General features: G+C 73.3%; 26 protein-coding genes. 17 read left to right on the top strand and 9 right to left on the bottom strand.

Features of this window, described 5'->3' with window-relative positions:
- The first annotated feature begins 138 nt into the window (after positions 1-138).
- Positions 139-405 carry a hypothetical protein gene (locus AB0H71_RS25705; RefSeq protein ID WP_357025861.1) on the top strand — a complete coding sequence of 89 codons (267 nt, stop codon included), beginning with the start codon at positions 139-141 and terminating at the stop codon, positions 403-405.
- 4 nt (positions 406-409) lie between these two features.
- Here the strand turns inward: AB0H71_RS25705 and AB0H71_RS25700 are convergent, their stop codons facing one another.
- Positions 410-961 carry a TerD family protein gene (locus tag AB0H71_RS25700; protein ID WP_357025858.1) on the bottom strand — a complete coding sequence of 184 codons (552 nt, stop codon included), beginning with the start codon at positions 959-961 and terminating at the stop codon, positions 410-412.
- A 176-nt stretch (positions 962-1,137) separates the two neighbouring features.
- Here AB0H71_RS25700 and AB0H71_RS25695 point away from each other — a divergent pair, with 176 nt between their 5' ends.
- Entirely contained in the window at positions 1,138-2,448 is a 1,311-nt protein-coding gene (locus tag AB0H71_RS25695) for a glycosyltransferase 87 family protein (protein WP_357025855.1), read from the top strand.
- Between the two features lie 198 nt (positions 2,449-2,646).
- A complete protein-coding gene (locus tag AB0H71_RS25690; protein ID WP_357025852.1) occupies positions 2,647-3,042 on the top strand; it encodes a DUF4254 domain-containing protein in 396 nt (131 codons plus the stop codon).
- On the opposite strand, the gene AB0H71_RS25685 is transcribed toward AB0H71_RS25690, so the two are convergent.
- Entirely contained in the window at positions 3,039-3,239 is a 201-nt protein-coding gene (locus tag AB0H71_RS25685; protein ID WP_357025849.1) for a hypothetical protein, read from the bottom strand. The genes AB0H71_RS25690 and AB0H71_RS25685 overlap by 4 nt on opposite strands.
- 104 nt (positions 3,240-3,343) lie before the next feature.
- Here AB0H71_RS25685 and AB0H71_RS25680 point away from each other — a divergent pair, with 104 nt between their 5' ends.
- Positions 3,344-3,673, top strand: a complete 330-nt coding sequence (locus tag AB0H71_RS25680; protein ID WP_357025846.1) for a plasmid stabilization protein — start codon at positions 3,344-3,346, stop codon at positions 3,671-3,673.
- 3 nt (positions 3,674-3,676) lie between these two features.
- On the opposite strand, the gene AB0H71_RS25675 is transcribed toward AB0H71_RS25680, so the two are convergent.
- Positions 3,677-4,090 (bottom strand): PRC-barrel domain-containing protein, encoded by a 414-nt coding sequence (locus AB0H71_RS25675; RefSeq protein WP_357025843.1) that lies wholly within the window; start codon positions 4,088-4,090, stop codon positions 3,677-3,679.
- A 281-nt stretch (positions 4,091-4,371) separates the two neighbouring features.
- On the opposite strand from AB0H71_RS25675, the gene AB0H71_RS25670 reads away from it, so the two are divergent.
- Both AB0H71_RS25670 and AB0H71_RS25665 read left to right on the top strand, forming a co-directional pair.
- On the top strand, positions 4,372-4,878 hold the full coding sequence (locus AB0H71_RS25670; RefSeq protein WP_357025840.1) for a hypothetical protein: 507 nt from the start codon (positions 4,372-4,374) through the stop codon (positions 4,876-4,878).
- A gap of 19 nt (positions 4,879-4,897) precedes the next feature.
- The gene (locus AB0H71_RS25665; protein WP_357025837.1) at positions 4,898-5,593 is read left to right on the top strand and encodes a helix-turn-helix transcriptional regulator; all 696 of its coding nucleotides are present in this window, start codon (positions 4,898-4,900) and stop codon (positions 5,591-5,593) included.
- A gap of 3 nt (positions 5,594-5,596) precedes the next feature.
- Here AB0H71_RS25665 and AB0H71_RS25660 read toward each other — a convergent pair whose 3' ends face one another.
- The 3 genes from AB0H71_RS25660 to AB0H71_RS25650 form a co-directional block, all read right to left on the bottom strand.
- Positions 5,597-5,992, bottom strand: a complete 396-nt coding sequence (locus AB0H71_RS25660; RefSeq protein ID WP_357025834.1) for a VOC family protein — start codon at positions 5,990-5,992, stop codon at positions 5,597-5,599.
- A 50-nt stretch (positions 5,993-6,042) separates the two neighbouring features.
- Positions 6,043-6,456 (bottom strand): arsenate reductase ArsC, encoded by a 414-nt coding sequence (locus tag AB0H71_RS25655; protein WP_357025832.1) that lies wholly within the window; start codon positions 6,454-6,456, stop codon positions 6,043-6,045.
- 174 nt (positions 6,457-6,630) lie between these two features.
- A complete protein-coding gene (locus AB0H71_RS25650; RefSeq protein WP_357025829.1) occupies positions 6,631-7,542 on the bottom strand; it encodes an oxygenase MpaB family protein in 912 nt (303 codons plus the stop codon).
- Positions 7,543-7,754: 212 nt separating this feature from the next.
- Here AB0H71_RS25650 and AB0H71_RS25645 point away from each other — a divergent pair, with 212 nt between their 5' ends.
- Genes AB0H71_RS25645 through AB0H71_RS25600 form a run of 10 tightly spaced genes read left to right on the top strand, consistent with a single transcriptional unit; the run spans position 7,755 to position 12,569 of the window.
- Entirely contained in the window at positions 7,755-8,312 is a 558-nt protein-coding gene (locus AB0H71_RS25645; protein WP_357025826.1) for a sigma-70 family RNA polymerase sigma factor, read from the top strand.
- Positions 8,303-8,950, top strand: coding sequence for an Asp23/Gls24 family envelope stress response protein (locus tag AB0H71_RS25640; protein ID WP_357025823.1), 648 nt, complete (start codon positions 8,303-8,305; stop codon positions 8,948-8,950). Before AB0H71_RS25645 ends, AB0H71_RS25640 begins: the two co-directional genes overlap by 10 nt.
- On the top strand, positions 8,947-9,315 hold the full coding sequence (locus AB0H71_RS25635; protein ID WP_357025820.1) for an Asp23/Gls24 family envelope stress response protein: 369 nt from the start codon (positions 8,947-8,949) through the stop codon (positions 9,313-9,315). The genes AB0H71_RS25640 and AB0H71_RS25635 overlap by 4 nt, the downstream gene beginning before the upstream one ends.
- A complete protein-coding gene (locus AB0H71_RS25630; protein WP_357025816.1) occupies positions 9,312-9,632 on the top strand; it encodes a hypothetical protein in 321 nt (106 codons plus the stop codon). Before AB0H71_RS25635 ends, AB0H71_RS25630 begins: the two co-directional genes overlap by 4 nt.
- A gap of 54 nt (positions 9,633-9,686) precedes the next feature.
- Positions 9,687-10,181, top strand: coding sequence for an Asp23/Gls24 family envelope stress response protein (locus AB0H71_RS25625; RefSeq protein ID WP_357025813.1), 495 nt, complete (start codon positions 9,687-9,689; stop codon positions 10,179-10,181).
- Between the two features lie 2 nt (positions 10,182-10,183).
- Complete coding sequence (locus tag AB0H71_RS25620) at positions 10,184-10,372, top strand: hypothetical protein (RefSeq protein WP_357025810.1); 189 nt, start codon at positions 10,184-10,186, stop codon at positions 10,370-10,372.
- Positions 10,369-10,728 carry an Asp23/Gls24 family envelope stress response protein gene (locus AB0H71_RS25615; protein ID WP_357025807.1) on the top strand — a complete coding sequence of 120 codons (360 nt, stop codon included), beginning with the start codon at positions 10,369-10,371 and terminating at the stop codon, positions 10,726-10,728. Before AB0H71_RS25620 ends, AB0H71_RS25615 begins: the two co-directional genes overlap by 4 nt.
- On the top strand, positions 10,725-11,264 hold the full coding sequence (locus AB0H71_RS25610) for a DUF6286 domain-containing protein (RefSeq protein WP_357025804.1): 540 nt from the start codon (positions 10,725-10,727) through the stop codon (positions 11,262-11,264). The genes AB0H71_RS25615 and AB0H71_RS25610 overlap by 4 nt, the downstream gene beginning before the upstream one ends.
- Entirely contained in the window at positions 11,261-11,830 is a 570-nt protein-coding gene (locus tag AB0H71_RS25605) for an alkaline shock response membrane anchor protein AmaP (protein ID WP_357025801.1), read from the top strand. Before AB0H71_RS25610 ends, AB0H71_RS25605 begins: the two co-directional genes overlap by 4 nt.
- Before the next feature lie 10 nt (positions 11,831-11,840).
- Positions 11,841-12,569: a Sir2 family NAD-dependent protein deacetylase gene (locus AB0H71_RS25600; protein ID WP_357025798.1), complete on the top strand. Its 729-nt coding sequence runs from the start codon at positions 11,841-11,843 to the stop codon at positions 12,567-12,569.
- Here AB0H71_RS25600 and AB0H71_RS25595 read toward each other — a convergent pair.
- Both AB0H71_RS25595 and AB0H71_RS25590 read right to left on the bottom strand, forming a co-directional pair.
- Positions 12,562-13,863 (bottom strand): D-arabinono-1,4-lactone oxidase, encoded by a 1,302-nt coding sequence (locus AB0H71_RS25595; RefSeq protein WP_357025795.1) that lies wholly within the window; start codon positions 13,861-13,863, stop codon positions 12,562-12,564. The two genes, AB0H71_RS25600 and AB0H71_RS25595, sit on opposite strands and share 8 nt — an antisense overlap.
- Positions 13,864-13,923: 60 nt before the next feature.
- A complete protein-coding gene (locus AB0H71_RS25590) occupies positions 13,924-14,607 on the bottom strand; it encodes a TetR/AcrR family transcriptional regulator (protein ID WP_357025792.1) in 684 nt (227 codons plus the stop codon).
- 124 nt (positions 14,608-14,731) lie between these two features.
- Between AB0H71_RS25590 and AB0H71_RS25585 the strand changes: the two genes are divergently transcribed.
- Entirely contained in the window at positions 14,732-16,225 is a 1,494-nt protein-coding gene (locus AB0H71_RS25585) for an MFS transporter (RefSeq protein ID WP_357025790.1), read from the top strand.
- 49 nt (positions 16,226-16,274) lie between these two features.
- Here AB0H71_RS25585 and AB0H71_RS25580 read toward each other — a convergent pair whose 3' ends face one another.
- Positions 16,275-17,543, bottom strand: coding sequence for a lipase family protein (locus tag AB0H71_RS25580; protein ID WP_357025787.1), 1,269 nt, complete (start codon positions 17,541-17,543; stop codon positions 16,275-16,277).
- Positions 17,544-17,938 lie beyond the last annotated feature (395 nt).

Here is a 17,938-nt window from a genome sequence, read left to right as displayed (position 1 = left end):
CGTCGCGCCGCCGAGGTGACCTGTAACACAGCGGAAAAGCGGGGCGGTCGGTTCGTGGGGTGCGACCGTTCGGCGCAGTCCGGACGCATGAGACACCGCATTCGGGACACTCCTGAGAGCAGCGACGAGGAGGTAACGATGACCGAGGTGACCCATCCCGGGGCAGACGAACTGCGGGCCGATTTCGAACGCGAACTGGCGTCGGTGACGACCGGCGGCGGCCTGCACGCCGGCTCCGCGCTGGACGTGCAGACGAGCGCGGCGCTGATCCGGATCGCGGAGGCGTACCCGGAGGTGGACGGCGCGCTGATCGCGGCGGCGCGGGCGGCGTTCGCCGGTCAGCTGGACGGCAGCAATGCCGAGGCCAGGCTGGAGACGATCGCGGAGCAGCTCGAGGAGCACTGACCCGTCAGAGCAGGAACTGCGGCAGGTGCGGGATGGCCTCCACCGGATGCCGGGCCGGGATGGCCACGCCGATGACGTGGAACTGCCAGGGTCCGTCGTCGTGGTGCAGCCTGCCGAGCACGAAACCGGTGTGGTCCGGCCCGGCGGGCAGGGCGAAGCGGGAGATCTCGCGGCGGGTCAGCCCGTCGACCAGGCGGCAGAAGCCGTTCTCGATGACGTCGAAGGCCTGACCGGAGTACGAGGTGACCAGCAGGATCACGCCGGTGATCGACGGTGGGATGAGGCTGAGGTCGATGGTGATGACCTCGTCGTCGCCCTCGCCGTGGCCGGTGAGGTTGTCGCCGAGCAGCCGCACCGTGCCGTCCCGGGAGAGCATGTGCTCGTGGTAGACGACCTCGGTGAGCTGCGCGTCCGCGTAGAGCGCGGCGGCGGCGTTGAGGTCGATCTCGGGCCTGCTGCCGCCGGACAACCTGCCGCCCCGGACGGGATCCCAGCCCAGCCCCATGGTGACGAAGCGCAGGGGTTCCTGCTCCGAGTCGTACGCCGCCGGCGCCATGCGCCCCTCCTCGCTGTGTACCGCCGTCACTCTACAAGCCGGGCCACCGTTCGGCGGGGTGAAAAGCGCCCGGTCGGAACGGTATTGACCAGGGCGGGAAGCAAAAGGGACGATTCGGGCGTGCGCCGCTCGGTACCCGTCGGGCGGCCGGAGCCCGGTCGGTATAGTCGCCGCGGATGACTAGTTCCGCCGCCGACCGTGCCGTGCCGAGGCCGCGCCCCCGTTTGTGGCGCGTCGCCTGGCTCGCGCCGGTGCTGACGACCGTGCTGGCCGTGCTCTGTCTGACCCAGCCGATCTGGCCGATCGAGGAGATCTCCCGGGGCTTCATCGACCTGCAGGTCTACCGGCTCGGGGTGGAGGCGCTGCGCGGCGGCGGCGAGATGTACGGCGAGCTGCCGCAGACCACGCTCGGCATCAGCCTGCCCTTCATCTACCCGCCGTTCGCGGCGCTGGTGCTGGCGCCGTTCGCGCTGCTGCCCTGGTCCGCGGCGGCCTTCGCCTTCTTCGTCACCTCGACCGCCGCGCTGGCGCTCACGCTCTACCTGGTCGCCCGCCGCTTCTGGCCGGAGCGCAGCACCCTGGAGCTGGCGCTGCTGGCCACCGCCACCGCGACCCCGCTGGCCATGCTGCTGGAGCCGACCCGCTCCACGCTCGACTTCGGCCAGGTGAACCTGCTGCTCATGGTGCTGGTCGCCGCCGACTGCCTGACCGCGAAGCCGCGCTGGCGGCGCGGCATGCTGGTCGGCATCGCGGCCGCGATCAAGCTGACCCCGGCCGCCTTCGTGCTCTACTTCCTGGTCCGCCGCGACTACAAGGCGGCGATCACCGCGGCGATCTCCGGCGCGGTGGCGACGCTGATCGGGTTCGCGGTGCTGCCCGCGGAGTCGTTCGAGTACTGGTTCGGCGGGATGGGCAATGTCGACGGGCTGAGCGGCTCGGCGTTCCACACCAACCAGTCCATCCAGGGCGTGCTCTCCCGGCTGCGGGTACCGGAGCCGCTCTTCACCGTGGTCTGGCTGGCCTGCGCCGCGGCGCTGCTCGCGCTGGTGGTGGTCGCCATGCGCCGCGCCGCGCACATCCCGGCGCTGGCGCTGGCCATCAACGCGGTCTTCACGCTGCTGGTCTCGCCGATCTCCTGGTCGCACCACTGGGTGTGGATCGCGCCCGCGCTCTTCGGCATGGCCTGCTACGCGAGCACGCTGCCCCGGCGCCGCGCGCTCGGCTGGTTCGCGGTGACCGCGGTGACGGCGGCGGTCTTCGTCTACGGCCCGCAGAACTGGCTGCCCGGCGGCGAGGACCGGGAGTACGACTGGACCCCGGTGCAGCACCTCGTCGGCGACACCTACGTCTGGCTCGGCGTCGCGCTGGTGCTGCTCTTCCTGGCGACCGGGCGGCGCGCGCCGGTGCCCGCGGCCGCGCCCGAGCAGCCGGTGGCGCCCGCGCCCGCGGTCGCCGACCCGGCGGTCGGATCGGCCGCGGGAGCGTAGCGGCAGATCGGGCGTTTCGCTACGAGTTGGTTGCAGTGTCCGGCTCGGGACCGGCGCCGGGTCCGCGGGTCCGGTATACGTCTGTGTCGTGGTGTGGTTGTCCCGGGTGCGTGTCCCCGGCAGAACGGACGAGCGTAGCGGTCGGCGTGCGGGCCGGGGGTGGTGGTGAATCACGCCCTGCCGGACAAGGATTCGCTCGTGGCCGCGCTCCGCGGATTTCCGCACCGGGACCATCCCATGCTGGAGGCGGCCGGTGAGCTCGCCGCGCTGCACGAGGCCGGGCTCGGCGCGGGCGGCATCGGCGAGATCGACGGCCACCGCGGCCGCCTGGTGATGGCGATCGATCGCTGGATCGCCCGGGTCGTCCCGGTGCCGCACGGCGGCGCCGCGCGGCACACCGAGACGGTGGGCGAGGTGGTCGACCGGCTGGCCGCCTACTGCGCACAGGCGTACGCGGCGAACGGCGGGTCGGAGGACGAGCGCTACGAACTGGCCATGCTGGTCACCGACCTGGCCGACGCCTACGACGACCTCATCACGGAGGTGGGCCGCGGCGTGCGCCGGGTGCCGACGACCTACCAGCAGTGGTCCTAGCGGGAGATCTCGCCCGGCAGGGCACCGAGGGTGAGCACGAGCGCGGCCAGCAGGCCGGACGCCGCGATCAGGCCGGTGAGAACGGACTGGGTCAGAGCTGCAGTACCGCACGCGAAGGTGGAGCAGGTCACGAAGGCGAGCACCGCGGTTCCGCTTTCCAGCCCCAGGATTCGGGTGGGGTTGCGGATCGCTGTCATGGGTTTCAGGTACCCGAACGGCGATTTTCCGAAACCTTTTCGGGACCCGGCGGGGCCGGATTCACCGCGCGCCCGCCGGGTACCGCGACGTCAGGAGGTGTGACATGCCGAAGGAATGGACCGCCGAGCAGGAACGGCAGTACGAGCACGTCAAGGACTCCGCGAAGGACCGCGGGGCGAGCACCAAGCGGGCGAAGGAGGTCGCGGCGCGCACGGTGAACAAGAACCGGGCGCAGGCCGGGGAGACCAAGACCGCCACCCGCTCGTCGGTGCGCGACAAGTCGCCGCAGCAGCGCGGCGGGCAGCGCTCCGGCACCGACCGGCCCAAGGGGCTCACCCGCGACCAGCTCTACGCCGAGGCGCGGAAGAAGAACATCGAGGGCCGGTCGACGATGACCAAGGGTCAGCTGCAGAAGGCGCTCGGAAAGTCCTGAGGCTCAGTTCTCGCCGTAGGTGAGGGGCTCGTCGTCGCCGGGGGCGATGGCGGGCTCCTCAGGCATGGCGTGCCGCGGGCGGTACTCCGCCGGGGCGGGGCCGCCCTCCTCCAGGCCGTAGTGCACGAGCAGCTCGCGCTCGGCCTCGCCGCTGATGTGGCCGTCCTCGTCCAGGTACGGGGCGGTGCGCACGGCGCCCTTGACCACGCTCACCCGGATCGAGGAGCTGGCCTCCTGGTGCCTGGCGCCGATCAGCGGGATGAGCGCGTCGCCGGCGAAGAGCCCGGCGGAGACCGCCATCCAGGTGGGGGCGCCGGTGGCATTGTCCAGGTACAGGCGGCGGACTTTGCCGATCTTCTCGCCGTCGCGGTCGTACACGGTGTGCCCGATGAGGGCCTCCAGCGTCGCTTCGCTCACGATTTTCTCCTCGGTGTCCGGGCGGTCCGGTCGGAAAAACGCTGATCAGCTACTGCCTCACTACCTCGGCAATATTCTGGCAAACATTTCTCGAATCGGGCGGCGCCACCCCGGACGACTCGCTACGAGGCTGCGGAGGGTTCGCCGGAAGGATGCCTGCTCGGCTAATCAATCCCGGCACAAGGATTTTCGCATGATGTCCGGCGATTCGCTCGGTAATTGCCGGTTTCTGCGGCAGGGTGAGGCGGAAAGGGTGGGAAACGCTGCAGGGAGGTCGACCCGTGAGGAAGTTCCGCGTGACCCGGTTCCTGGTGCCCGTGCTCGCGGCGGCGCTGCTCGCCGCCTGCTCGGACGAGGTCAGGGACGGCGAGGCGACGGGCGGCACCGAGTCCAGCGGGACCGGCAGCGCCGCCGCGCCGAGCACGACGGTGCCGATCGTCGAGCCGGCGGGCGCGGTGCGGATTCCGATCGACGAGACCGGCACCGCCACCATGCCGTCCGGCTCGGTACTGGAGATCCGGGTCCCCGCGGCCTGGGGGGACGCCGCCGACGCGCTGCGCTGCACGGTCGTCGACGGCAGCGGGCGGAACGAGGATCTGCACTCGTCGGAGGTGAAGAAGCGGGAGGAGGCCGGCGGCCAGGAGTGGATGACGCTGTGGACCTTCTCCGCCGCGCCGGAGACCGAGTTCACCATCGGCTGCGCCGACCCGGAGCACCGGGTGCCGCCGGAGGGGCAGCCGTTCGTGCGGGTGGTCCCGCGCTCCTCGGCACCGCCCGCCGCCAGGTAGCGGGCGTACCCTCGCAGCCATGGCCGGATATCGGGAGCGGCCGGCGCGGCTGGCCGGAGCCGTCCTCTGGGCGCGCACCGGCGTGGCGGCGCACGAGCCGCCGGTGCTGCCGGACGGCTGCATGGATCTGATCTGGAGCGCGGGCGGGCTGGTGGTGGCCGGGCCGGACACCGTCGCGCACCACCCCGAGCTCGGCGGCGCCGAGTTCGCGGGGTTCCGGTTCGCGCCGGGCACCGCGCCCGCCGTGCTCGGGGTGCCCGCCGCCGAGGTGCGGGATCGGCGGGTCGAGCTGGCCGCGCTGTGGCCCGCGAAGACGGTCAGGGCGCTGGCCGACGAGGTGGGCGCGGCCCCGGATCGGGCCGCCGCGCTGGAGGCCGTCGTGCTGCGCCGCGCCGCCGGGCGGCCCGCGCCGGACCCGGCGCTCGGCCGGGTGGTGGCGGCGCTGGATGCCGGGCACCCGGTGCGCTACGTCGCCGAGCACGCGGGGTGGACCGCGCGCACCCTGCACCGTCGCTCGCTCGCCGCCTTCGGCTATGGCCCCAAGACGCTGGCCAGGGTGCTGCGGTTGCAGCGCGGGCTGGCGCGGGCCCGCGCCGGGGTGCCGCTGGCCGAGAGCGCGGCCGGTGCGGGCTACGCCGATCAGGCGCACTTCACCCGCGAGGTCCGCGAGCTGACCGGGCTCACGCCCGGAGCCCTGCTCCGCGGGCCGCGCTGAGCCTCAGCTGTCGAGCGCGGCGTAGAGGTCGATCCCGTTTCCGTCCGGGTCCTGGATGGAGGCGTACCGCTGCCCCCACGGGGCGTCGAACGGCTTCAGCTCACCGTGTGCCCCCGCCGCGACGAGCGCGGCGTAGGTGCTGTCCACGGTCGCCGGGTCGGGGCAGCGGACGGCGAGCCCGATCCGGCCCGCATCGGCGGGCGGCTGCCAGCCGGGCTGGAAGGAGCGCACCGTCTCCTCGGTGTCCAGCATGAGCCGGAATCCGCCGCCGAGATCGGCCTCGGCGTGCGGCGCCCGCTCGGCGCCGTCGGGGAACTCCAGGCCGAGCCCGCGGTAGAAGGCGAGCGAGGCGGTCATGTCGGCCACCACCAGGCCGATGGCATCGAGTCGAAGAGTCATGCCGCAACCCTACGAAGCGGGGGCCTCGTGCGGCTTGAACGAATCGGACGTCAGCGGGTGTGCGCGGGCACCAGCTCCGCGATCAGGTTCTCCACCAGGATGCGCAGGTGGTCGCGGATCGGCCGGACCGCCTCGATGGGCTGCCCGGCGGGGTCGGGGAGCACCCAGTCCCGGTAGCTGATGCCGGGGAAGAACGGGCAGGCGTCGCCGCAGCCCATGGTCACCACCACGTCGGAGAGGCCGACGGCCTCCTCGGTGAGCTGGGCCGGGGTGCGGTCGGCGATATCGATCCCGACCTCGGCCATCGCGGCGACCGCCGCCGGGTTCAGTGCCTCGGCCGGTTCGCTGCCCGCGGAGCGCGCCTCGATCCGATCACCCGCCAGCGCGCTGAGGAATCCCGCCGCCATCTGCGACCGTCCCGCGTTGTGCACGCAGACGAACAGCACTGTGGGCCTGTGGGCCATGGAAACGCCTTTCCGGGGTTCGGGCCGATCGGGTCCGATCGCCGTGGGGTCCGTGCCACGTCCGGCTGTCGGGTCGATACCGAAACGCTGTCGTAGCGTAAGGGATACCCGGACACGTGAACGCCCGGCGGCCGGAGTTCCGGCCGCCGGGCGGAGTGTGATGCGCGATCCGAATCAGATCGGCCGCAGGTTGATCACCTTGCGCAGCCGCTGCCGGTCGCGCTCCAGCTTGCGCGCCTCGTAGGCGATCGGGAAGTAGCGCACCCGCTCCGGCAGCAGCGGGGTGCCGCGCGAGATGACCCAGCCGATCAGCTTCAGCTTGCGCTCGTCGGCGGCGGTCCAGGTGAGGCCGAGCTTGCGCCGGGCCGGCTCCGGGGTGGTGCCGACGGTGCAGAAGTACTGCAGCTTGCCGATCGGCGCGAAGAGCGCGTGCCACAGCGGGTGCAGCGGCCGCGGCAGCTCCTTCGGGGGCGCCACCTTACGAATCGTCTGCAGGTAGTCGCGCGCGGTCTGGGTGGCCTCCAGGTTGTTCTCGACGGCGGCGGCGAAGAACTCCTCGAACTCGGCGAAGGTCGCCGGGATCTCCTTGGGCGCCACCGTGAAGTTGCGCAACAGCTGCAACGCCTCCTGGTAGTACGCCTCCTTGTCCTCGTCCCGCAGCGGCGTGCGGGCGAAGTACTTCGAGTTCGCGCAGAAGGCGTAGGTGCCGGTGTGCAGCACCCAGGCCCACGGGCCGCTGGAGAGCGCCTTGTGCTGCCTGCCGCTGGCGTCGGTGGTGTTCAGCGAGGCGTGCATGGCGCGCAGCCGGTCGGCCTCGGCCAGCGCCTCGTCACCGCCGTAGACCCACATCATCACCGAGGAGACGCTGCGCAGCGCACGGCCCATGGGGTCGGTGCGGAAGGTGGAGTGCTCGTCGACCACGGCGGAGATGGTCGGCTCCATGGTCTGCAGCAGGAACGCCGAGCCCGCGGTCAGCGAGAAGGTGACCAGCCCGGTCTCGTCCCACATGCGGGTCCCCGGCTCGATGGCCCGGCGCGGGGGAAGGACGCGCTTGTCGGTGTCGTCGACGGCGACGGAGGCGGTCATTGCGATCTCCTTTGATCTGCCGAATGCGTATAGATGAGATGATAAGTGCCTAACACTCTCAATGTCTACGCGCGAGTCGCTCAGGTTTGGAACGGGCGCCGGTGGACACTTGCCGAATACCGCGCCGCAGCTTTGTGTGACACAGAACACAGCGGAACCTCCGTGACGCATTGCCGCGACGGCGTGTCGGTCGTACGACACAGGAGGGTTTCGTGACGAGTGCGCAAACCGCCGCGCCGGACGAGGCGACGCTGGTCGGCAGAGCGAAGGATGGCGACATCCGGGCCTACGAGGAGCTGGTGCTGCGCTACCAGGCGCGGATGTACCGGCTCGCGGTGCGGGTGCTCGCCGACCGGGCGGATGCCGAGGACGTGATCCAGGAGGTCTTCCTGACGGCCTGGCGCCGCCTGGACCAGCTGGAGGACGAGGCCGCGTTCGTCGGCTGGCTCTACCGGATGACCACCAACCGGTGCCTGAACGTCATCCGGGCCAGGCGGCCGCGGGCCGAGCTGGACCCGGAGACCGCCGCGTCCCCGCACACCGACACCTGGCCGGAGCACGCCGTCCAGGTGAGCAGCCAGCTCGGCGCCCTGACCGCGGCGCTGGAGACGCTCACCCCCGAGCAGCGCGCCTGCTGGCTGCTGCGCGAGGTGGACGGGCTGTCGTACGAGGAGATCGCCGACGCGGTGGGCGCGGGCCCCGCGGCGGTGCGCGGCCGGATCGCCCGCGCCCGAGCGCAATTGTCCGAGGTGATGGAGCCATGGCGGTGAACTCCGCAGCAGACCACGAGGCGACCGGGTACCGGCTGCCCTGCGGCCGCGATCTGGAGCAGGTCTGGGACCGGCTGGACGCGGTCGAGGCCGGGCTCGGCGACGAGCACGAGACGCACTGCCCGCACTGCGCCACCGCGCGCGCGAGCCTGCGCGCGCTGCGCGCCGCCACCGCGGAGCTGATCGCCGAGCCGGAGCCCGCCCCGCCCGACCTCACCGCCCGCATCATGTCCGCGGTCCGGGCCGAGGTGCGGCGCGGCCGGACCATGCCGCTGGCCACGCCGGAGCCCGGCGGGGTCGAGGTCTCCGAGCGCGCGGTCGCGGCGGTGCTGCGCTTCGCCGCCGATGCGGTGCCGGGGGTGCGGACCAGGCGCTGCCGGGTCAAGCCGGTCGGCGCCGAGCCCGACGGCCGGGCCGCGGTCGAGGTCGAGCTGGCCTTCGCGCTCGCCGCCGGGACGCCGGTGGCCGGGGTGCTCCCGGTCGTCCGGGAACGGGTGAGCGCGGCGCTGAACAGCGGAATCGGGGTCTCGGTGCGGCGGCTGGACGTCCTTGTGGTCGACCTTTTCGTGGACGATTCCCCGCCGCGGCCCGGCCGGGGCGCCGAGCCGGCCGACGACGAAGCGGAGGGCAGGCCGTGACCCCGGTGACCGAATTCGTGGTCGAGCCCGCGGTGCTCGCGGCCGTCGCGGCGCGCGCCGCGCTCGCGGTGCCCGGCGTGCTGCGGCTGGAGCCCGGCATGCGCGGCCTGGTCTCGACCTGGGTGCGCACCGGCAGGCAGCGCCTCGGCGGCGGCGACCCCGCGCTCGCCGACGGCGTCAGGGTGCGCAGCCACGCCGACGGCCGGATCACCGTCGAGGTCGACGTGGTGCTCTCCACCGAGCGCCCGGCCGCTGCGGCCGGGATCGCCGTGCAGCGCGAGATCGCCAGGGTGCTGGCCGAGGCCACCGGTCAGCGGGTGGCCGCGGTGACCGTCGGCATCCTGGATATCGAGGTCCCGGGGTGACCGAGAGCGGCCTCGTCCGTGCGGTCGCCGCGGCGGTCACGGCGGTGCCGGGGCTGCGCCCGGCGCAGTCGATCGGCCCGGCGGGCCCCTCCTGGCTCCCGCGGCCCGGCTCCGACGGCGTCGAGCTCACGCCGGGCCTGGTCACCGTGCGCGTGGTCGCCCGCGCGCTGCCGCTGCCGCCGCTGCTCACCGCGGCGGAGCGCGGCATTCGCGCGGCGCTGGCCGGAACCGCCCTCGAGGGCGCCGCGCTGCGGCTGGTGGTCTGCGGGCTGGACGCCGCCGCCTTCACGAAAGTGACGCCCATCACACCCCCATGACGAACCCGCACCACCGCGGGTCGAACCCGACAGAAGCACACCAGAGGAGGAACGATGTCCGCACCGATCACCGACCCGAAGAGCCACGCCGACGCGGCCAAGCCCGCCAACGGGGAGACCGTCCAGAAGGATCCGGTCCGCAAGGCCAATGCCCTGGTGTCCGACCAGGGCACCACCACCATCGCCGACCTGGTGGTGCAGAAGATCGCCGGGCTGGCCGCGCGCGAGGTGCGCGGGGTGCACGCGCTCGGCGCCGGCTCCAGCCGGGCCTTCGCCGCGCTCCGCGACCGCATCCCCGGCGCGTCGGCCAGCGTCGGCCAGGGCGTCTCCGTCGAGGTCGGCGAGACGCAGGCCGCGGTCGACGTGGAGATCGTGGTGGAGTACGGGGTCGCCATCGCCGAGATCGCCAGGGCGGTGCGGCGCAACATCATCACCGCCATCGAGCAGATGACCGGGCTCGAGGTCGTCGAGGTCAATATCAATGTCAACGACGTCTTCGTCCCCGGTGACGACGAGGACGCGCCCGCCCCGCCGAGCCGGGTGCAGTAGCGATGAACGCGACGACACTCGGGCTGCTCGCCGGGCTCGCGCTCGGCTTCGCCGGCGCCTTCGGCGGCTTCGGCGCCTTCGTGGTGGTGTTGCTCTTCGGCGCGGTCGGGCTGCTGGTCGGGCGCTGGTTGGACGGCGAGCTCGACGTGGCCGAGCTGGTCCGCTCCGCGCAGCGGCGGAGCGGGCGATGACTGCCGCGGTCCCGGCCGCGCGGGCGGCGGCCGGGACCGGGGCCGTCCCGGCGGAGCTGCGCGGGGCCACCACGGTGGCGCCGCGCGCGGTGCGGCGGATCGCGGAGCTCGCTGCGGGCGAGGTGCCCGGCGTTGCCGCCCCGGTCCGGGTGCAGGCCGTCGTGCGCGGCGACTGGACCCGGCTCTCGGCGGAGGTGCCGGTGCGGTACCCCGAGCCGATCCGCCGGGTCACCGACGCCTGCCGGGCGCACCTGACGGCGCGGGTGGGTGAACTCACCGGGCTGCGGGTGTCCCGGGTCGAGATCCTGGTCCCGGTGCTCACCGTGGGCGCGCCCGACCCCGGGCGGGTGTCGTGACCAGGCGGCCCCGCCGGGTCGTGCCCGCGGTGCTGCTCGCCCTGGTGCTGCTGGCCGCGGCGGTGGTGGTGATCGTCTCGCTGGTGCAGCGGCTCACCGGCGCCCGCGAGCTCGTCTCCTACGACCGGGTCGCGGCCGAGCTGCACGCGATCACCTGGGGCGAGACGCCGGTGCTGGTCGCCGGCGTGATCGCGGCGGCGCTCGGGGCGCTGCTGCTGATCGCGGCGCTCTGGCCGGGGCGCACGCTGCTGGTGCCGCTGGTCGACGAGGAGGGGCTGCGCGCCGGGGTCTCCCGGCGCGGGCTGCGCGCCGCCGTCCGGGAGAGCGCCGAGACGGTGGACGGGGTGACCGCCCGCGGGGTGCGGGTGCGCCGGCGCTCGGTGCGGGTCAAGGCCGCCACCGACCGGGTGGAGTCGGCGGGCACCGCGGAGGCGGTGGCCGACCGGGTCTCGAACCGCCTGCGGGAGATCGGAACCCGCTCGGTGCGCCGCGTGCGCACCTCGCTGCAGACGCCGGAGACCGGAGGTGGCGCATGAATCGGATGAATCGGCCCGCGGCGGTCAACCGATCGCTGATCGGGCTCGCCGGGCTCGCCCTGCTCGCCGCGGGCGGCTACGCCCTCGCCGCGCACGACAACCGGCTGAGCTGGGTGGACACCGGCACCCCGCTGGTCCCCGGCACCGGGGCACCGCCCACCTGGGTCTTCGTCGCGGTGATCGCGGGCGCCGCGCTGCTCGGGCTGCTGTGCCTGCGCTGGCTGCTCGCCCAGCCCTTCCGGAAGCCGAAATCGGTGGGCTGGCAGGTCGGCGGCGACCGCGACACCGGGCGCACCGTGCTGCGCTCCGGCACCGCCGCCGTGCCGGTGGCCGCCGATATCGAGGGCTACCCGGGCGTGCGGAGCGCGCAGGCCTGGCTCTCCGGCGGCCCGGACACCCCGCAGCTGCACCTGCTGGTCACCGCCGCGCCCGCCGCCGACGTCGCCGGGCTGCGCCGCCGCATCCTCGGCCACGCCGTCACCCGGCTGCGCACCGCGCTGGAGATCGAGATCATCCCGGTCACCCTGGAGCTGCGCTTCGCCGACGAGCAGCGGACGCTGCAATAGGCTGGAGACCATGAGCGCGGCGCGCCGGATCGGCGCCCTCACCGGGGCCGGCATCTCCACCGACTCGGGGATTCCCGACTTCCGCGGCCCGCGGGGGATCTGGACCACGAACCCCAGCGCCGAGCTGCTCACCACCTACGACGCCTACCTCGGCGACCCCGAGGTCCGGGTGCGCTCCTGGCAGGCCCGCCGGGAGAACCCCGCCTGGCACGCCGAACCCAATGCCGCGCACCGCGCGCTCGCCGAGCTGGAGCACGCGGGCCGGGAGATCGGCATCGTCACGCAGAACGTGGACGGGCTGCACCAGAAGGCGGGCTCCGCGCCGGAGCGGGTGGTGGAGATCCACGGCACCATGTTCGGCGTCGAGTGCGTCGAGTGCCCGTACACCGCCACCATGGCGGCGGCGCTGGAGCGGGTCGCCGCCGGCGAGCCGGATCCGCCCTGCCCGCGCTGCGGCGGCGTGCTCAAGGCCGCGACCATCATGTTCGGCCAGCAGCTGAACCGGCGCACGGTCGCCGCCGCGCTCGCCATCGCCGAGCGCAGCGAGCTCTTCCTCGCCATCGGCTCCTCGCTGCAGGTGGAGCCGGCGGCGTCGCTCTGCGCGGTCGCGGTGGACGCCGGCGCCGAGCTGGTGATCGTCAATGCCGAGCCGACGCCCTACGACGGGATCGCCGCCGAGGTGATCCGCGAACCCATCGGCACCGCGGTCCCGGCGCTGGTCCGGACCCTGCTCAGCTGACCGGCCCGAGCACCCGGTCCAGGTAGTCGTTGCGGAAGAGCCCCTCCGGGTCCAGCTTCCGGCGCACCGCCGCGAACCGCTCCCACTCCGGGTAGCGCGGGCGCAGCGTCTCCGCGGTGCGGAAGTGCCGCTTACCCCAGTGCGGCCGCCCCCGGTACTCCGCGAAGACCGCCTCGCAGGCGCGGAAGTAGGGTTGCCACTCCATGTCCCGGTACTGGTGCACGGCGATGTAGCAGGTCTCCCTGCCGCCGGCCGGGGAGAGGAAGGCGTCGTCCGGCGCCACCCAGCGCACCTCGATCGGCATCGGGGTGTCGAAGCGCCGTGCGATCTCCCTGATCTCCCGGATCGCGGCGGCGCCGTGCTCGCGCGGCAGCGCGTACTCCATCTCGGTGAAGCGCACCAGCCGCGGCGTGGCGAAGACTCGGTACGAGCGGTCCACCTTCTGCCGGTTGCCGCCGGCTCGCGCCGCGGTCCGCTGGATGAGCGGGACCAGCTCCGGCCGCCGCCTGCCGAGCCGGCAGAGCGCGTCGAAGACATGGTTGGAGAGCAGGATTCCGTCCAGCCAGCCGACCGCGGCGGAGCGCGGGCGCTCCGGCGCCGCGGTCCGGTTGTTGCGCTTGGTCATGGTCAGCGGGCTGTGGCCGAACATGTAGAACTCGAAATGCTCGTTGCCGTCCACGTGCGAATCCAGCTCGGCCAGCACGTCTTCCAGCGGGATCGGGCGCTCCACCCCGGCCAGCACGAAGGAGGGGACCAGCCGCAGCGTCACCGCGGTGACGACGCCGAGCGCGCCGATGCTCACCCTGGCCGCGCGCCAGCCGTCCGGGTCGGTCTCCGCGTTCAGCTCCAGCACGCTGCCGTCCGCGGTCACCAGCTCGATCGAGTGCAGCGCGTCGGAGATGTTCCGCAGCCGCGAGCCGGTGCCGTGCGTCCCGGTGGCGGTGGCGCCCGCGACCGTCTGCACGTCGATATCGCCGAGGTTGGGGAAGGCGAGGCCGTGCGCGTGCAGCGCGGCGCTGGCCTCGTGCAGCGTGATACCGGCCTGCACCCGGGCCAGCCCGGCCGCGCGATCCACGTGCAGCACCCGGTTCATCCGCGAAAGGTCGAGCAGCACACCGTCGGTGAGCACCGCGTCGGTGAAGGAGTGGCCGGCCCCGGCCACCCGGACATTCCGGCCGCGCGCCGCCGCGGCGGTGACCAGCGCGGCGACCTCGGCGGTGTCCCGGGGGTGCGCGACGACGGCGGGGTGGCAGCGCTGATCGCCGGCCCAGTTCACCCACGGTGAGTTGGTCATGTGTCCAACTGTAGGGGATGCGGCTGCGCGGTCGCCAGAAATTCGCAGGATAGTCCGAAGTTATCGGCGGCGCGGCGGGCAGAGCTTGCCCTTGGCCTGTTCGACCTGCTCTTCGGTGAGCGCCGATTCACAGAGCGGGAGCCGTGCCGTGCCGTCGCCGCGCACGCCGTTCAGCGCCACCGCCATGTAGCGGCGCCAGGTCTCCGGCGCCACCGGGCGGCAGAACTCGGCGAAGCCGTCGATCATGTGCACCAGCGCGAAGAGGTCGGTGGGCTGCACGTCCTGGTGCAGGTCGCCGGAGGCGCGGGCGCGTTCGACGAGCCGGTTCAGCGGCGGCTGCATCCGCTCGCGCATGGCCTGGAAGCGCTCGATCTGGTCGTCCAGCTCCAGGATGACCTCGCTGAGCCCGCGGCTGCCCGCGAGGTGCTCGCAGGCGTACTCGAAGAACTCGACCAGCGCCGCCCAGGGGTCGGGGTTGCGCGCCGCGGTCTCCGCCGCGGCCACGAACTCGTCCATCTGCTGGGCGAAGACCTGGACGATGAGCTCCTTCTTGCTCGCGAAGCGGCGGTACACCGTGCCGACCCCGACGCCGGCGCGCTCGGCCACGTCGTCCAGCGAGATCTCCAGCCCGCGCTCCCCGAACAGCTCGCGCGCGGCGGCGACGATGCGCTCCTGATTGCGCGCGGCATCGGCGCGCAGGCGTCGGGGGGCATGGCTGGGGGAGGTCGACGTGGTGGGGCTCACAGCCCCAGTCTACCAACGCCGGGGATTAAGTGGAGGCGGTCTCTCCGTTATGGTGATAGTCTCCGAATAAGTGGAGGCCATGCCTCCGCATTCTCGGCTCCACTCCGATCCCCAGGGGAGAAGAATGACTACCACGATCGAGACCGCGGCCCCGGCCGCCGCGGCGACCGGCAGGCGCGGCTCCGCCGCCGTCCGCTGGTGGGTGCTCGCCGTCATCGGCATCGCCCAGCTGATGGTGGTGCTCGACGCCACCGTCGTGAACATCGCGCTGCCCGCGGCGCAGGCCGACCTCGGCTTCGGCGACGGCGATCGGCAGTGGGTGATCACCGGCTACGCGCTCGCCTTCGGCAGCCTGCTGCTGCTCGGCGGCCGGCTCAGCGACCTCTTCGGCAGGCGCACCGCCTTCATCACCGGGCTCGTCGGCTTCGCCGTCGCCTCCGCCATCGGCGGCGCCGCCACCAGCTTCGAGATGCTGGTCGCCGCCCGCGTCGGCCAGGGTGTCTTCGGCGCGCTGCTCGCCCCCGCCGCGCTCTCGCTGCTCACCGTCACCTTCACCGAGCCCGGCGAGCGGGCCCGCGCCTTCGGCATCTTCGGCGCGGTGGCCGGCACCGGCGGCGCCATCGGGCTGCTGCTCGGCGGCGCGCTCACCGAGTGGGCCTCGTGGCGCTGGGTGATGTTCGTCAACCTCGGCTTCGCCGCCGTCGCGCTGGTCGGCGCGGTGCTGCTGCTCGCCAGGCACGTCACCACCGAGCGCCCGCGGCTGGACCTGCCCGGCACGCTGAGCGTCACCGCCGCGCTCTTCGCCATCGTCTACGGCTTCTCGCACGCCGAGTCCGAGGGCTGGTCCGACCCGCTGACCCTGGCCTTCCTGGCCGGCGGCGCGGCGCTGCTCGCGCTCTTCGTCTGGCTGCAGACCCGGGTCGCGCACCCGCTGCTGCCGCTGCGGATCGTGCTCGACCGCACCCGCGGCGCCTCCTACCTCACGGTCTTCGTGATGGGGATCGGGATGTTCGCGATCTTCCTCTTCCTCACCTACTACCTGCAGCTGACGCTCGGCTACACCCCGATCACCACCGGCCTCGCCTTCCTGCCGATGGTCGCGGGCATGGTGATCTCCTCGACCACCGCGCCCTCGGTGCTGATGCCGCGGGTCGGGCCCAAGGTCGTGGTGAGCGGCGGCTTCGTGATCGCCGCGCTCGGCATGCTGCTGCTCACCCGGATCGGGCTGGACTCCAGCTACCCCACGGACATCCTGCCCGCGCTGGTGATCATGGGGCTCGGCCTCGGTGGCGCCATGTCGGTCGCCTTCCAGGGCGCGACCTCGGGCGTCGGGCACGCCGACGCCGGGGTGGCCTCGGCGACCATCAACACCAGCCAGCAGGTCGGCGGCTCGATCGGCACCGCGCTGCTCAGCACCATCGCGGCCTCGGCGGCGACGGACTACCTGGCCGGACGCACGATGAGCCCGGAGGTGGTGGCGCAGTCCGCGATCGAGAGCTACACCACCAGCTTCTGGTGGGCCACCGCGATCTTCGCGGCGGGCGCGGTGATCGTCGGCTTCCTCATGCCGAACACCGTCCCCGCACCCGCCGAGGGCGAACCCGTTCTCGCGCACTGAGTTCACGCGAATGGCCCGGACCGGACGGTCCGGGCCATTCGGCGTTTCGTCAGCAGTTGCCGGGCGCGGGGGCTCCGGCGAAGCGGTCGGCCAGGTAGTCGAAGGCGCGCGCGCTGCCCTCCGGGATGGCGGTGCCGTGGTCGGTGCCGGGCAGCATGTCCAGCTGCACCCTGGCGCCGGAGCCGCAGTAGCGGCCGACGACCTCGCGCACCAGCTGCGGCGAGACGGCGTCGTTGGTGCCGTGCCACACGTAGGTGGGGATGCGCGGCACGCCGGCGAAGGTCTCCAGGCTGTTCTCGTGCAGGATGCGCACGGTGTCCGGGTCGGCGTCGAGCGGGCCGGAGAAGACGTCGGGCAGGCTGCGGTTCGCGCCCGCCGCGATGATCTCGTCGGTGCAGCCGTTGGCGATCCGGTTGCGCAGGTCGGCGCCGGCCGGCTTCAGGATGGGCTCCATCGGGAGCTGCCCCGGGTACTCGCGCTCCAGCCCCATGGCCGCCGCGAATCCGAGCCCGAACAGCGGATTCGGCTGCATGCCGAGGTCGAGCGCCAGCTTGCCGATATTCATCGGCACCCCGCCCTCGGCCACCCCGACCAGCGGCAGCTCCGGCGCGTACTCCGGGGCGAGCGCCGCCGCGAAGCCGGTCGCCATGCCGCCGCCGGAGTACCCCGCCAGCCCCATCGGGCTGCCGCCGAGCCCGGCCGGGGCGAAGCGCTGCACCGCGCGCAGCCCGTCCAGGGTGATCCGGCCGCCGAGCCGGGCCGCGCCGTACGCGCTGTTCGGGCCGAGGTGATCCGGCACCGCGACCGCCCAGCCCCGGCCGAGCAGCAGGTTCAGCACCGGCCCCTCGCGCAGCCCGCCGTCGAAGAGCGCGTGCGAAGGGGCGCAGCGCAATCCGAGCGCGTTCACGAACGGCTGGTACGAGACCACCGGCCGGTTCGCGCCGCCGCCGGGCGGGACCAGCACCGTCGTCACCGCGCCGATCGGCCCGCCCATCGAGTCGGTGGTGCGGAAGAGCAGCTGCCACGCGGTGGCGCCGGGGTAGTTCGGCGCCGGCACCTGCCTGCTGCGCATGACGTCGCCGAGGTCGAAGCGGGCGACGTCGGCGGGCGCGGCGTAGAAGGCGTCGGGATCGGGCGCGGGGTAGATCGGCCCCGCCGCGGCCGGACCGGCGCCGAGCCCGGTGCCCGCCGCGAGCAGGAGCGCGGCGATGCCGACGAGTCCCGCTCGGCTACCGCGCCTTCCGTCGGGACCGCGCCGCCGGGTGCCGAAGCGCGCCACCGCGCGCCGCGCTCGGAAGACTGCCCGCTGTACCGCCATCGTTTCTCCAGACTCGGGATAGAACGGAATAGACGTGAACTTCTCGGCCGGACTCCAGGCATTCGTACGGGGGCGCCGGGGGGATTGTCAACACGGGGGATCGAGCGGTCGACAGGCTTGTTTTCCCTGGTAGAACCGACCGCGCGGTTCTCGGGGCGGGGTCCTGTCGGACCCGGGCGATAGCATCCGGCGGTGCCTTCCCGACGTCACCCCGCCGCCCGATCCGGGTGTGTCCGCGGCGCCTCCGGCAGCCCGGCCCGCGCGCGGTTTTCCCGCTGCGCGCCCGCGCTTCGTAGACTGCTCGGATCGGGAGCCGCCCGCACACGAGGGGGCGGTACGGGGAAGGGAGCGCGGGTATGACCTCCGCGAACGCGGCCACACGCAGCCGGGTGCGC

Origin of the sequence: Nocardia sp. NPDC050697, from assembly GCF_040654395.1 — a bacterium.
Classification (GTDB): Bacteria; Actinomycetota; Actinomycetes; order Mycobacteriales; family Mycobacteriaceae; genus Nocardia.
This window is presented reverse-complemented; position numbering and strand designations above follow the sequence as displayed.